Annotated in this window: 13 protein-coding genes; all 13 read right to left on the bottom strand. The window is 37.1% G+C overall.

The annotated features are described in order from the left end of the window. Window positions 1–403: 403 nt before the first annotated feature. Window positions 404–1,357, bottom strand: coding sequence for a DMT family transporter (locus AAC155_RS14545; protein WP_223121457.1), 954 nt, complete (start codon window positions 1,355–1,357; stop codon window positions 404–406). A 279-nt stretch (window positions 1,358–1,636) separates the two neighbouring features. Then, window positions 1,637–3,511 carry a polysaccharide biosynthesis protein gene (locus AAC155_RS14540; protein ID WP_113043042.1) on the bottom strand — a complete coding sequence of 625 codons (1,875 nt, stop codon included), beginning with the start codon at window positions 3,509–3,511 and terminating at the stop codon, window positions 1,637–1,639. A 9-nt stretch (window positions 3,512–3,520) separates the two neighbouring features. Next, window positions 3,521–4,129 carry a sugar transferase gene (locus AAC155_RS14535; RefSeq protein ID WP_228902732.1) on the bottom strand — a complete coding sequence of 203 codons (609 nt, stop codon included), beginning with the start codon at window positions 4,127–4,129 and terminating at the stop codon, window positions 3,521–3,523. Window positions 4,130–4,132: 3 nt separating this feature from the next. After that, complete coding sequence (locus tag AAC155_RS14530; protein WP_113043038.1) at window positions 4,133–5,290, bottom strand: DegT/DnrJ/EryC1/StrS family aminotransferase; 1,158 nt, start codon at window positions 5,288–5,290, stop codon at window positions 4,133–4,135. Then, complete coding sequence (locus tag AAC155_RS14525) at window positions 5,283–6,473, bottom strand: glycosyltransferase family 4 protein (RefSeq protein WP_240002842.1); 1,191 nt, start codon at window positions 6,471–6,473, stop codon at window positions 5,283–5,285. Before AAC155_RS14525 ends, AAC155_RS14530 begins: the two co-directional genes overlap by 8 nt. A gap of 44 nt (window positions 6,474–6,517) precedes the next feature. Beyond that, window positions 6,518–7,588, bottom strand: a complete 1,071-nt coding sequence (gene wecB / locus AAC155_RS14520) for a non-hydrolyzing UDP-N-acetylglucosamine 2-epimerase (protein WP_113043032.1) — start codon at window positions 7,586–7,588, stop codon at window positions 6,518–6,520. Window positions 7,589–7,593: 5 nt separating this feature from the next. After that, window positions 7,594–8,682: a glycosyltransferase gene (locus tag AAC155_RS14515; protein ID WP_229015567.1), complete on the bottom strand. Its 1,089-nt coding sequence runs from the start codon at window positions 8,680–8,682 to the stop codon at window positions 7,594–7,596. Between the two features lie 11 nt (window positions 8,683–8,693). Beyond that, complete coding sequence (locus AAC155_RS14510) at window positions 8,694–9,566, bottom strand: hypothetical protein (protein ID WP_228902726.1); 873 nt, start codon at window positions 9,564–9,566, stop codon at window positions 8,694–8,696. A 346-nt stretch (window positions 9,567–9,912) separates the two neighbouring features. Further along, the gene (locus AAC155_RS14505; RefSeq protein ID WP_113043025.1) at window positions 9,913–11,022 is read right to left on the bottom strand and encodes a D-glucuronyl C5-epimerase family protein; all 1,110 of its coding nucleotides are present in this window, start codon (window positions 11,020–11,022) and stop codon (window positions 9,913–9,915) included. A 1-nt stretch (window position 11,023) separates the two neighbouring features. After that, window positions 11,024–12,247 (bottom strand): lipopolysaccharide biosynthesis protein, encoded by a 1,224-nt coding sequence (locus AAC155_RS14500; RefSeq protein ID WP_113043022.1) that lies wholly within the window; start codon window positions 12,245–12,247, stop codon window positions 11,024–11,026. A 167-nt stretch (window positions 12,248–12,414) separates the two neighbouring features. Then, complete coding sequence (locus tag AAC155_RS14495; protein WP_113043020.1) at window positions 12,415–13,500, bottom strand: DegT/DnrJ/EryC1/StrS family aminotransferase; 1,086 nt, start codon at window positions 13,498–13,500, stop codon at window positions 12,415–12,417. Window positions 13,501–13,514: 14 nt separating this feature from the next. Further along, window positions 13,515–14,102 carry an acyltransferase gene (locus AAC155_RS14490; protein ID WP_113043017.1) on the bottom strand — a complete coding sequence of 196 codons (588 nt, stop codon included), beginning with the start codon at window positions 14,100–14,102 and terminating at the stop codon, window positions 13,515–13,517. Between the two features lie 18 nt (window positions 14,103–14,120). After that, entirely contained in the window at window positions 14,121–15,170 is a 1,050-nt protein-coding gene (locus AAC155_RS14485; protein ID WP_113043015.1) for a Gfo/Idh/MocA family protein, read from the bottom strand. Window positions 15,171–15,177: the final 7 nt, after the last annotated feature.

Raw genomic sequence — 15,177 nt, 5'->3', positions numbered from 1 at the left:
TTGTAACTAGTTGGGGGGAGATTAGACTGTAAACTCTTCTGGGTCAAGTTTAACAAACCACTTGTTTAACTAATTGGTAGAATACAGTTAGCTGAAATCTGTATTACTGCTCATGGAATGGCGGTTAGATTTTACCAACAACGTACTATGTGCCTTGTTTTTCAACAGGTTTACTGCTATTCCATTCGCTTCGGGATGTGGCAGTATTTCCGTGATATCCGTATCCAATAGTAAAGTTTAATTGTGGCATCATGCTTATTTAGCATGGTGATTAGTGAGGAAGAGTGGTTAGTGTAGGTTCGGGGGACTTGGTAATATATTATTGGTGGTCAGCAGAGTTTTAGTGGTTTTCTTTAACTATAACATTAAAACGAATTTAAACTTGTTGTGAATAGAATCACATTCATTTAAGCGTCAGAATCAATTTTTTGATATTAAGTGGATTTACGGCAGTTAGGAATGAACCGGCAGAGACGCCTACGCATAGGAGTAATAATTTTATAGAGATGGGTTCATCTACCAGAAAATAAGCAAAGATGACTGCCCAGATAGCATAGGTGATGTTTAAACTCATCGCACGGATGGGTTGAAGCATGCAGATTGCTTTGTAGTAGAAGAGGTACGATAGTGTGGCGACCAGAGAGGTGAAAAATAATAAGGAGTATAATTCTATATTTGAAAAAATATGTGTAATTCCAGGAAAAGAGTGAATGAATAATATGATCATGATTAAATAGCCCACTGAGGATGATAATTGCCTGATGAAATAAGCAATATCAGCAGGTATATCTTTGTTCATGCCGTAAGAGCTGATAACAACTTCGGAACTCCAGCCTAGTGCGCATATAAAAGCGAAGAGAAAGCCTATCCAGCCAGATATTGTTTGAGTTGATGCCGAATAGCCGAGTATCATGGTACATATAACGGCCAGTATTAGTCCCAATATGCCGATAAGGTGAATGCGATCTTTAAGTAGAAAAAAAGAAATGAGCGCGCCAATAGCCGGGTAGGTTGCTGAAATAGTGGCTGTGTAGCTAATACCAATATACTGAATAGCTAAGATATAACAAGACATGCCCATTGGGCCACCAAATATAGCCGCCAGTACAATTATGCCATTTTTCTTGTTTTTGGGGATAAGGCGTATCGCTCGGTATTTTCCTTTAACTATAAGATATATAAACATATATCCGCATGAGATCGTATCATTCAGGAAAGCGAGTATGATGGGAATGAAAAAGTAAGAGGAAAGAGTAGTGTTTTTTAATAATAATGCGAAAAGTACGCCGCTTAGCCCCCAGAAAACACCAGAGGATAATCCATAAGCGTTAGCTGTTACTTTACGGCTTGTGAACATAGCTATTTTGGTACTTTTTCATAAATTTATAGGCTCATATTAAAAGGCTAGCTTCATAATTTCCAGATGTTTAATCATTCTCCTTTGTTGAAGGAAGAAATGAAGGAAGTATAATGTATAGGGTATATCTAATAATGAGGTTTTTGTTGGCTTGTTATTTTAATTTTCGAATTATTTTATTTTTAATTGCTCGTGTGTTAAAAATTTCATAGGATTATTATTTGTCCAGAAGGCTAATGTCGGTAATATGATTTTCAGCCAGCTTCATGACATGAATGTTTATTTTAAAAGATCGTAAATATAATCCTTAGGATGAAAATCAATAGGCGCATTGATAAGGATCTGCCTAATATGTTCAAAATCGTAATTTTCACAAGATGTTTTTAAGTCATTTAATAATGGGTTTAATTTATCCCAAGTCAGAAAAACTTCATTGGCAGTCATTATTCTTGGGTGATTGGTGCCAGAAACGTTATCACCAATTAGGAGTTCTTCGTAAAGTTTTTCACCAGGTCTTAATCCGGTAATTTTGATTTCGATATCACCATGAGGATTGGTTTCATCTTTCACGGTCAGGCCGGAAAGGTGGATCATTTTTCGGGCGAGATCATAAATTTTTACTGATTCTCCCATATCCAGAACAAAAACATCGCCATTATTGCCCAGTGCTCCTGCCTGGATGACTAATTGGGCGGCTTCTGGAATCGTCATGAAGTAACGGGTAATGTCTTTGTGAGTGAGGGTTATCGGTCCACCACTTTTTATCTGTTTCTCGAACAGGGGGACAACGGAACCGGATGAGCCAAGGACGTTGCCAAAGCGAACCATTGAGAATTTTGTGTAACTGTTCTCTTTAGCGAAAGCTTGTAGTATAAGCTCAGCAAATCTTTTTGTTGCCCCCATGGTATTTGTCGGGCGGACGGCTTTGTCGGTAGAGATTAATACAAATTTTTCAACTTTTTGATTAACTGCTGCTTTAGCGAGTGAGAGGGTACCAAAAATATTGTTATTAATGCCCTCTATGGTATTCATTTCTACCAGTGGAACATGTTTATATGCCGCAGCGTGGTATATGGTATTAATGTTAAATTTATTGATTATTCTGTTTATTTTGTCTGAATCTTTTATGTCACCTAGAATTGCAGTAATCGTTATATTAAAATCTTTATCTGAGTTTATCTTTTGTAACTCTTTTTCTATTGAATAAAGGCAATATTCGGTTAATTCAAATAAGACCAGTTGCGAAGGGGATTGAGTAATGATTTGCCTGCATAATTCTGAGCCAATTGAACCTCCGGCGCCAGTAATAAGCACATTTTTGTTTTTGATGTTTTTACTGAGTAAATTTTGTAATGGGTTAACCTGTTCTCTTCCAAGTAGATCGTTAATGGAAACGCGTTTCAGTGAGTTTATTTGCGCTTTTCCTTCAACCAGATCATTGAAGCTTGGGATGGTGAGGATTTCACAATGCTCTTTTTGTAGTTTCTCAAGTATTTTTTTTCTATCAGATATAGATGCACTGGGTATGGCTAATAATATTTTCTTTATATTATATTTTTCAACTAACAGTGTTATTCTCTCTGGAGAAAAGACATAAACCCCATGAATAGATAAATTGTGTAATTTAATGTTATCATCAACAAAAGCAATAGGGTTGAATTCTCTGTGCTCTCTTAATATGGGTAAGAGTTGCCGGCCAGATTCTCCTGCTCCGTATATGATAACAGGCGTGCCTTTATATTTTAATAAATTACGTAGTGTTCTATAGACAAATCTTGTACCGCAGAGTGAGATAACCAGAAAAGAGAAGTAGATAATTGGTACGGTTCTGGGTAAAAATGCTTGTTGGTATAAGGAAATTGCAGTCAATAGTAGAGTAGATAGAAATGAACCAATAATGGCCCATTTCAATATACTCATGTTGACATATTTTAATATCGATCTGTAAAAGCCAATTCTTAGGAAAATAAATAGTGTGAAAGGTATGATGAATATAATCGTTAACCAATGTTGTAAGCTGAAAATTGGCACTTCTCTATCAAGACGTAGCCACATGCTTAGCCAGTATGAAATAATGATAATAAATATATCTACAATCAGAAGAACGATGGTTTTAATTAATCTATCTTGGTTGAAAAATATTCTCTTGTTCATAATGGTTAATTACCTAAAAACTACTTTGTAGATTGTTTTGAAAATAATCTTCAGGTCATAGAAAAATGACTGTTTATCAATATATTCTAAATAGTACTTGGCTTTTATCGGCATAATAATATCGATATAAGCTTGATGAGGATCTTTATATTGGCTTAATATCTGGTTTTCATCGATCATTTCTATAGAAGCCAAATCTGTTATGCCGGGTTTTACCGATAATATTTTGTTTCTGATATCATCTGGATATTTGTCCATAAATTGTGGTACTTCAGGTCTTGGCCCGACTAAGCTCATTTTGCCTCGAACAACATCAATCAGTTGAGCTAATTCATCAATTTTATATTTGCGGATAAATTTTCCAGAGTTGGTAATACGGAGATCATTACCAATAGTGAGTTGTCCTTTTTGCTCTGATCCTGTGGTCATGCTCCTAAATTTGTGAATATAGAAATCGTGATTATATTGGCCTACCCGTTTTTGTCGGAAAAAAATAGGTCCTTTCGAATCCATTTTTATCCAGATAGCAATCGTTATTAAAATAGGGAATAATAGAATGAGCCCAATGAGAGAAGAGGTAAAATCAAAAAGCCTTTTTATAGCTAAATAATATGTCATCATTTATGCCAAGATCTCTTTAATTGTGTTGATAACGTAGATTTGGTCTTCTTTTGTCATTTTTGTATATAAAGGGATAGATACAATTCTTTTAAAATTTTCTTCTGCGACTGGGAAGTTGTTTTCATCAAGAGAGTAGGTGTTTTTCCAGATGGGTTGTTTATGCAGTGGGATAAAGTGGACAGAGCAGCCTATATTTTTTTCTGCCATTTTTATGATAAAGTCATCTCTGGATATTTTGACTTCATCATTTAATCTAATGGTATATAGATGCCAGGCGTGTTGGCTATTAGGCTCTTTAGGTTTAGTCGGTAAGATAATCGGCAGATCTTTTAATTCATTATCATAGAGTTTAGCCATCTCCTCTCTTTTCTTTTGAAAAGCGTCTATTTTCTGTAATTGATGGATACCGATGGATGCACAAATATCTGGCATGTTATATTTATAGCCCGGTTCAATAACTTCATAATACCAGGCGGGTATTTTAGATTGATATCTATCAAAAGCGTCTTTGCTAATGCCGTGGAGACGCATTATTTTTGTTCTTTTTATGATATCTGGATCTCTGGAGACTAACATGCCTCCTTCTGCTGTCGTCATGGTTTTATTCGCGTAGAAGCTGAATACGGTGACATCGGTGTCTAGCGTGCCAATTTTCTTTCCCTTGTATAAAGTCGGAAATGAATGGGCGGCATCTTCAATTATTCGTAGATTAAATTTTTTAGCTATTGCAATGATGGCATCCATATCACAGGATAAACCTGCGAAGTGTACTGGCATAATTGCTTTAGTTTTGGCGGTTATGGCTTTTTCTATTGCTATTGGGTCAATATTCAGGCTGTCAGGTAAAGAATCAACAAAAACAGGGTGAGCTCCTAAATAACGGACAACTTCTGCTGTTGCCGTAAAGGTATAGGTAGGGACAATGACTTCATCTCCCGGCTGGATACCAATGGCTTCCAATGCTAAATGTAATCCCGCCGTTGCTGAATTTACAGAAATTGCTTCAACACCAGAACCTAAATATTGGGCAAAATCTTGTTCAAATCTTTTGGCTTTAGGTCCGGTGGTTATCCAGCCGGTTTTAAGTGAGTCAATGACTTCATCAATTTCGGATTGTCCAATTTCAGGTAATGCAAAAGGAAGGAATTTATTATTCATGATTGATTATGGCCTTTATGAAATTGTCAGCTAATACGGAATAAGCGTGATTTTCTAAAGCGTAAATTTTACCTTTTTGCCCCATTTGGTTTAATTCGTCAGTGGATAATTCACTGAGTTTTAATAAAGCCTGAGCAATCTCTTCTGGCTTATCTGATTTAATTGTAATACCGCAATTCACGTCAGAGACGGGATCATTGCCGGCGTCAATTGCACATAAAATAGGTTTGCCTGCCATCATGTAATCAATAAGTTTATTGGGGCTGATGCCAAATCTGAATAATGATTGCTTTTGTAATCCTATATAGGCAATGTCAATTTTATTGAGTAGTGTTGGGATTTGAGTTTTGGGGATCGGATCAAAGAATATAATGTTATTTATGCCTAGTAATTTAGATTCCTCAATTAAATTATCCTTTTCAAGGCCCGTGCCGACTAATAAGAATGTCATCGGTTGATCATGAAGAAGTGAAGCGGTTTTGAGTAATTTTTCTAGTGCATTTGGGCGGCCGTGGGCGCCGCTATAGCATACAATTTTATGCCCTTTATTTTTTTCAGTTACGATAAGTTTTTCGAGTGAACTGTTTAACGGAGTAGGTTGATTTATCCAATCCTCTACAACCACGCCATTAGGGATAATATGTAATTTATTGAGATCTAATCCATGTGCTTTCGTATGTTCTTGTACATTAGGAAGCATGGAAATAACTATATCCGCATATTTATAAGCCGCGTTTTCAGCAAGTTGGCATAATTGAATAAATGGATGTTTAGGTGACATTCCACCTAGTTCTATGGGTGAGAGAGGCCATAAATCATGGAGTTCAAAAACCAATTTTGCATTGGCTTTTTTGGCAAGCCGTTTTGCCACCCAGATATCCATTGGATATGTACTTGAAGCAATAACAACATCTGGTCGATATTTTTTGACTAAGTTATGGCTATCAAGCCAAATTTGCCGTAAAAAAGAGAAAATATTTTTGACTCTGGATAATCCGTTTCCGTTGTAGTTCGGGGTTGGATACCAGATATATTCTAATCCGTTAATATTTTCGGTGGTTTTTTTATTATCTATTAGTTTGGGTTGTTTGGTCCGTACATGAGAATAAGAGGCTGCGAGTAGGGTAATATTATGTCCCGATTTAACCCATTCTTGTCCTAAATGATATGGGCGAAATTCCATCCCAAGATCCGGTGAGCCGGCATAGTGGTTTATATAGACGATATTCATAGTAATTTTTCTAGTTCGTCAGCAATTCTTGTCGCAGCGATACCACCACCATACATGGATTGAATCGAGTCCATATTAATTCCAATCATGTCATGCACGGCTTGGGTTATTTTTTTATTTTCCGCCTCCGAGAGTTTATTTACGCCCGCTGCAATTAATTCTACCCATTCAGTTTGATCCCTCACGGTCACACAAGGTTTCTTGAAGAAAAAAGCCTCTTTTTGGAGTCCACCGCTATCGGTAATAATCAGGGAGGTGTTTTTAAGTAGCCAGATCATCTCTAAGTATCCGACTGGCTCAATTAAATGAACATCTAAATGTAAGTTGTATTGTGCTAACATTTTTTTAGTTCTTGGGTGAATTGGCATAACAACAGTAGCAATTCTTTCATGTATGTCATTTAAAGCGTTTACTATTTCAGTTAGACGTGCCTGATTGTCGGTATTTTCAGCACGATGGAGCGTGGTTAATATAAAGTTCTGTATCGCATCCAGCCCATCAGGTTTTTTCGCCATTTGGCTAAAATATAAGGCGGCATCTTCCATCACATCACCGACTTTTTTGATATTAACGGGCTTTGAACCGAAGCCTTCTTTTTGTAGGTTATTGACGGCAGTGTCTGTTGGACAAAAGAGAATTGAACTCACATTATCGGTTAATATTCTATTGATCTCTTCGGGCATCTGCATATTAAAACTACGCAGACCGGCTTCAACATGGATAATGGGAATATGTAATTTAGATGCGGCTAATGCGCCCGCTAAAGTCGAGTTTGTATCACCATATACCATAACGGCATCCGGTTTTTCTATGATAAGTACTTGTTCAATTTCGATGAGCATTCTACCTGTCATTTCACCGTGTGAGCCACCGTGAATATTGAGCGTGTAATCCGGTTTGGGAATGGCTAAGTCATTGAAGAATACATCAGACATATTAGTGTCAAAATGTTGACCTGTATGAATGATAATTTCTTTAAATTTTTTATTATCTTTTAAGGCAAGAGAAACAGAGCTTGCTTTAATGAATTGTGGTCTGGCGCCTAATACGGTGATGATTTTTTTCATATCGATTAACGTCCAATTTGTTGATAAAATTTGGTTAGTTTATTTTGTTCAATATCCCAATTGTATTTTTCATTGACTGCCAAGAGACCATTGTTACCCATTTCTTCTGCTATATCAGGGTTATTTGATAAGTAATCTATCGCATCAGCTATTTGCTTAGGGTTTAATGGATCGACACAAATGCCACAATGGTTTTTTACAACAATATCTTTCCATAATGTGAAATTTGAAGCGATAACAGGGATGCCGGCACTCATATATTCGAATATTTTATTGGGTTGGGCATCAATATGATTGGGGAGTGGGTGATATAGAACGATACCCGCAATAGATTTAGATAAAAGTTCCTTGGTTTCTATGCGATTTAAAAATCCCAGTTCCTCTATTTTGTGCCAATTTTTCATGTTTTTTATTTTGTTTTCTAAATCTGTGTCAGAAAAATTGCCCGCTAATTTCATTTTTGTATTCGTCGTGAGGTGAGAGAGGGATTCAACCATCTCGGCTATACCTCTAATGTCGGAAATGCCGCCGACATAGCAGACTTGTTTTTCTTTTTCATGCCAGTTGGCATGCTTATTATGTAACTCACCTAATATGGGATAGTTATTAATATCTATGGTGTTGTGATTGAGTTTTAAGAATTTGTCTCTTATTGATGGTGTGGCGGTAATAATGCCATCAAATTTAGGTGCAGAATACTTTTCGTAGAGGGTAAATAATTTAGAGATAATCACTCGGGTAAATTTATTTAAATAAGGTTTGCTAAAAATTTGTTTAGGGACATCTTCATGGGCATCAAAAATGACTATTTTACCTTTCTTTTTCAGTTTTAATCCAATAGGGATGAGTTCCGGATCATGAAAATGATATAAGTCAGCGTCTAATTCTAATGCTTTTTTATAAACTTTATCGGTTGTTTTAAATATTCTATTTAATCGGCCGGGTAATATACCGACATCAATGATAGTAATGTTATTTTTGATTTCATTATCTTTACCATCTGCGACAATAAGCGAGACCTCATGTTCTTTTTGTAAGGCGGAACATTCTTTTAGGAAAATACGGATGTCGAAACGTGAATGTACCGAGGTCATGTGTGTAATTTTCATAAGGATATTTTGTTAGTTTTTGTAGGGAATAAAAATAATAATATGCTTAATGCCAGCAGCCCATAGGTCAGTAGCAGTGCTGTAATTGCTGAGTTTGATATTGTGTATACAAAGGGTAGATAGAGTGTCGTTGAAAATTCAAATGGAACCTTTTTTGAGCTCAGGTTCATGGCAAAGATTAATAGATTAAATATAAAAAAGTTTATGATTAAACCCAGTGTACCGTATCTGGCGATACCGTCGCCAATAAAGCCAGTATTCGCTGAACCTGAGGTACCATAATAGATTTGAGAAACTATTTGAGGCGCTTCTGTCGTAAATTCACTATTGTTGTTGTAGATATAATCATAAAAGTAATAGGTATTTAATGTTGGTGTGAAGAATACTCTGCGTAGCCAATGTATCAGTGGGTCATAAAAATCGAAAATAAAATATAATATCCCGGCAGCAAGGAATAAATAGAGAATGATATTTATCACCGAGTTACTTATCGATCTTGTTCCTTTTATATAGAAGAATAGAATGATAACGGCGAGATTCATGAATGCTATACTTTTTAATCCTGAGGAGCTATAGATTAAATAGGAAATCGTAATGCTTATTGTAATGAGGAGATATTTTATCGGACCTCTGATATAGAGTGAAGCTAATAATAGTAATGGTGAGATAACATATCCCCCATTGGTGATGATGTACATAGTGAGTAGCGGCGTGTTGTCTTTAAAGTGCTGTCTCACGGAATAAACTTTAAATATATTAGGCGGTATTAAATTTAATCCAGGATTACTCATGACGAATAAGAGTACAATAATACCACATCCTATTATCAGTATTTTATATAAATCCCACGGGATTTTTAGTTTCGGCATGGTTATTCTATCTATTATCCGAAAGAATAATATAGATGAGAAAAATAATATGTTTATTGTGCATACGAAAATGATTGAATAGACAGAAGCTGAATTAATCAGTGGGAATATAATTGATACCGGTATAATGTAAGTGATATAAATTAACCATAAAAAAACCATCACGGGATTTTTTTGGTTGTTGAGTAAAATGAGTGGTAAAAATGATATCCAACAGAAAAGAATACTTAAGTAACCTTGTGGGGTAATATTGTAGCCTCTTACCTCATGGAATGTATCTAATATAAGCACTGAATTCAGGTAGATAATAACCTGATAGATAAATATTTTCAGGATTATTTTAATATTATTTTGCATTTTTGCTGATGAAAAAGTAAATGGATGATAATACTAAGATAGACAGGAAATACATAGTGATGAATTGATAGTATGCCCAACTCGTAGGGCCATGTTTTATGTAATAATACCCGCTATTAGCGGCGGAGTTATTCCAGTTGTTATATAAGTCTATTATTTCTTTATTTTTAAAATTTTGATTTCTATCTATCAGATCTTTTAAAAGAAGGGTATGTATTTTATGATATTTAATGTTGCTTGGATTGCCAATTAAATCATAGCTGGACCATTCATTTTTTATGTCGAACTTAAATATATTATGACTGATTGATTGATATAATTTATCGGATATTTTGGTGTTTTCATCTATATTTAGATAATTTTCAAAGGATTCAATACCATAAGTAGAGTAGACCATGCCGTTTAATACAAAAGCTAATTGATCCGAATTGGCTTGAGGATCAACATACTCTTCAATCCAGGGCATATTATCTAATGTTGTTAAACTTCCGCCTTTATGGATAGGCGCGAGTGATGATTGATATAGTAATTTCGACGTCAGCAAATATTTATCATCACTAAAATAGTCATAAGCTCTTAATAAGAGAATAATGGCATAGGCATCGGTTAGCCCAGACCACCAAGGGGCATAGAGTTTATTATTTTTGTAGCCTTTATATGACCAATCAAAATCATATAAGTAATGACTTTCACCATGAAATGATTTTATATTATTAAATAACCAATCGGCTGAAAATTTAAAATTAGTCATTAATTCATTTTGATTGAATTGAGGTGGCGGTACATTCCATCCCGGTAAGGATGAATCGGTTCGCCATAATATATTGGTGTTATCTTTACTATTTAAGCCTAAAGAAGAGTATATCAGGCCATAGTGAACAACATAAAATGGGGATAAGAATGGCTCTGGAATATGAGGTGAGTGAGATAAAGGAAAACCATTGTTATTAAATTCGCGTTGAGTGAATTTCCCTTTCATGACCAGGTTTCTCACATTGCCATTGAATTCGTCTAGCTCATAAGCATATTTATTGAATGTATAGCTGACAATCATCACGATAATGATATAGGGAATTATTTTTATTATGATTTTATTCATATTAACCTTCTTTATGCATGAAAGATAATTTTAAAATATAAGTCGTACTTGTCATATAAAGAACAAAACTGGTGAGTGAAAATAATAACAGGGTAAGGTAAATATCACCTAATAGATATCCAGCAAGGAGGGCGATTAATCTTAATATAATCGATATTGTTTGAATAAATAAATTGCTTTTCTGGTGTTCATAAATGGATAAATATATCGATAACGATGAATATATTATTTGTCCGCATAAGTGCGGTATTAAACATAATAGATATTTACCTGATTCAAGCCATTCTTCACCGAAAATAAAGCTTATGATGGGTATGCCCGCGAAGTAGGTCACTATGGCAAATAAAATAGCAATGAGCGTTAGGCAATAAAATGTTTTTTTTATCTTTAAGAAAGGTGATATAAGTGTGTCTTTTAAATATCCTTGTAATATAGACGAAACAGTTTGGGTTAATAGCATAATTGGAGCGCCAGATATTCTGGATGCAATTAAATAAAACCCTGCCGATTTTAGCCCATAGGTGGACATGATAAATAATTGGGGCAGCTCATTACTAAACGTGTTAATTGAAGCCGCAGGAAAATCATAAACGGGAAATCGATAATATTTCTTAGCCAGTAGTCTTATTTTTCTAAGTTCATATTTGTTGATAATTAAACGATATTTGGATCTTTTACTTAAAAATAGGATACCTAATGATTGACCTAATATTTGACCTAAGATGAGACTGCTTGCGCCTAAATGGGCAATGCCGCCAATAATTTGGGTGCTAATCATGGCAACTGTTTGCGTTATTTTAGTGATAGAGAGTGCATGGTATTGTTTTTCTCTTATACTATTGAAACTCACTGCTCGATAAAATCCATAAGTGATAATACCTAGCGGGATATAGTATATATAGTTTCCTATAATTATTTTTTCTGGTGTGTTAGATATTGCAAAAACAGTGATAACGATTAGGCTAATGGTTATTGGAATAATGCAAGATAATGTGACTAATGAGTTAATTTCACGACTTTTCCCTGATGAACTTATTGAAAATTCATATCGAAGACAAGCACCTACGGCAAAAACACTTAAAAGCGATGAAAATGAAGCGTAAATACCTAATTCTTCCGGTGAAAATAGTCTTGTTAATACGGGTGTTGATAGTAATAATAATATCTGGCTGAATAATGATGAGAGTAATAAGCCAGATATATTCCTCAATAATTTATGATTCATGGATTTTAAGAGCCTATCTCAATAGGCGTAATTGTTGCAGGCCATTCTTATCAATGAACAGTGAACACGGACAGCGCGGAAAAACCGGAGCGTACACGTAGTACGTGAGGATTTTGAGCACTGCCCAGGTTCGCTCTTTATGGCAAAGAAGGGCAAATAAAATAGCCCTATTGAGATAGGCAGTAAATTGAACTGGCAATTTTATTAATTGTATCTATGGATAAATAAGGATGCATCGGCAAGCTAATGACTTCTTGTGCGATTTCGTCTCCTATAGGCAGAGCAATATTGCTGGCCACCGCGGGTTGTTTATTTAGCGGGATCGGGTAATGAATGGCGGTGGGAATACCCTGTTCTTTTAATCTGCGTTGTAATTCATCACGGTTTTTAATGCGGAGAGTATATTGCGCATAGGCCGAAAGATTGTGTGGCTCAATATAGGGCGTGGTCGTGATACCGATGCCGTTCAATGCGTTATTGTAGTTTTCTGCCACCTGCTGACGTAATGCCATTTCTTCATCGAATATCTCCAGTTTGGGTAACAGGATAGCTGCTTGCAGGGTATCTAAGCGGCTATTAATTCCGATCCGGATATGATGGTATCGTCTGTCTTGCCCATGACGGGCTATTTGACGAATAATTTTCGCGAGTTCTTCATCGTGGGTGAAAATAGCGCCGCCATCGCCGTAACAACCTAACGGTTTGCTGGGGAAGAAACTGGTACAGGAAATTGTGGTCAGGTTACAGGAGAGTTTGCCTTTATAAGTCGCGCCAAAACTTTGGGCCGCGTCTTCTATTACGGTCAGGTTATGTTTTGCTGCGATGGCATTAATTTCGTCAAAATCGGCACATTGACCAAATAAGGAAACCGGAATAATCGCTTTGGTTTTCGGGGTAATTGCGGCTTCGAGTTGCGCCGGATCTAAATTATACGTCGCAGGCTTGACGTCAACATAAACCGGAATCCCGCCCAGTAGCGCAACGGTTTCAGCGGTGGCAATGTAGGTAAAGCCGGGGGTAATCACTTCGTCACCGGGTTTAATGCCAATCGCCATTAAGGCTATTTGCAAGGCATCGGTGCCATTGGCGCAGGTAATACAATATGGCGCTCCGGTGTAGGCAATCAGCTTTGCTTCTAATTCGTCGATTTCGGGGCCTAAAATATATTTTCCGTGTGTTAATACTTTCTGGATATTCGCGTCAATTTTATCTTTAATTTTAAGTTGCTGTGCTGCCAGATCGGTAAATTGCATGCTTTTATCCTTGTTTATTTAATTCGCACGACAATATGGTTATTGAGTTGATAAATATGCTGAGTGTGTGGACAAATGGCGGTAGCTTGTCCGTGCAGCGGTAAATCGAGTTGTTCACCAAATTCACTCATCCAGCCAATTTGTTTAGCCGGCACACCTACCATCAGGGCATAATCAGGGACATCTTTATTCACTACCGCGCCGGCGCCAATAAAGGCATAAGCGCCAATGGTCGTGCCGCAAATAATGGTACAGTTGGCGCCTAAGGTGGCGCCTTTTTTTACCCGCGTATTTCGATATTCACTTTTTCTTTCAATTAATGAACGGGGATTATAGACATTGGTGAACACCATGCTGGGGCCACAAAATACCCCATCTTCCAAATGAACATTGTCATAAACCGAGACATTATTTTGTATTTTGCAGTGATTGCCGATGGTGACTTTATTGCCAATAAAGACATTTTGTCCTAAGGAACAACCTTCGCCAATTTGCGCGCCAGAACAGATATGGGTGAAATGCCAGATACGGCTGTTTTTCCCGATTTGCGCTCCTTCATCAACAATGGCACTGGAATGTATCATTACGTGTTCTGCTGACATGAGACCGATTCCATTGATTTAATAGGTTAAAGGTAAAGAAATGGTTTTATTATCTCTGGCGGATAAATAGGCGGCAATAAGCAGTTCTAAGGATTTTAAGCCTTCCCGGCCATCGGTTATCGGTTTGGCGTCGCCTTTCATCACCTCAATGACATTTTTATAATAAAGCGGGTGACCAAAGCCATAAACGGAAGTGGTTTCGTAGTTGGCGGCTTTAACTTGTTGGTCATACTCTTTTTCGTCAGCGAAATGCCATTCCTGGATTTCATTAACGGCTAAACCTCCCACTCTGACTGTACCTTTTTCCCCCAAGATGGTGATTGAACCTTCGAGATTTTGCGGATAAGTGCACATGGTGACAGCCATCGAGCCTAATGTGCCATCCCGCCAGCGGATATTAAGTACCCCGGTATCTTCCGTTTCGATATCTAAGTGGGTCGAGGTCATGGCCTGAACATCTTTGACCGGGCCGATTAGCCATTCAATTAAATCAACATAGTGGCTCGCCTGATTCATAAAGGCACCGCCATCAAATTCCCAGGTGCCCCGCCAGGCGGCCTGGTCATAATAGGCTTGGGGACGGGTCCAGAAAACATTGAGGTGGACTAGGTGGATTTTGCCAAATCGTTTTTCGCTGACTGCCCGTTTCAGTAATTGCAGGGTGGCATTTAAGCGGTTTTGTTTGACGACAAAGAGGTGTTTTTCGGCTTTATCCGCCGCCTTAACCATGTTTTCTCCATCAGCTAATCGGGTGGCCATCGGCTTTTCGGTGACGACGTGAAAGCCTTTATCAAAACAGGCTATCGCCTGTGCTGGGTGAAGGCCGGATGGGGTGGTCAGGATAATGATATCGGCCGTGATGTTATCCAGCATCGTGTTTAAGTCGCTGAAACCCGGGACGCCGGTTTTTTCTACTGCTGCGTTTAATGCGTCTTGATCGTTATCACAGACGGCGACTAATTCGGCCGCTTCTTGATGTATTTCCAGAGAATTGAAATGATTTTTAGCGATCCGTCCACAACCGACTAAAGCAAATCTTATCTTTCTGTCGTTGATCGTGCTCAGCATAATCTTA

The organism is Photorhabdus sp. HUG-39 (assembly GCF_963878365.1).
Lineage (GTDB): Bacteria > Pseudomonadota > Gammaproteobacteria > Enterobacterales > Enterobacteriaceae > Photorhabdus > Photorhabdus kayaii.
Note: the sequence above shows the minus strand (reverse complement) of the source record. Positions and strands in the feature narration are given on the sequence as shown.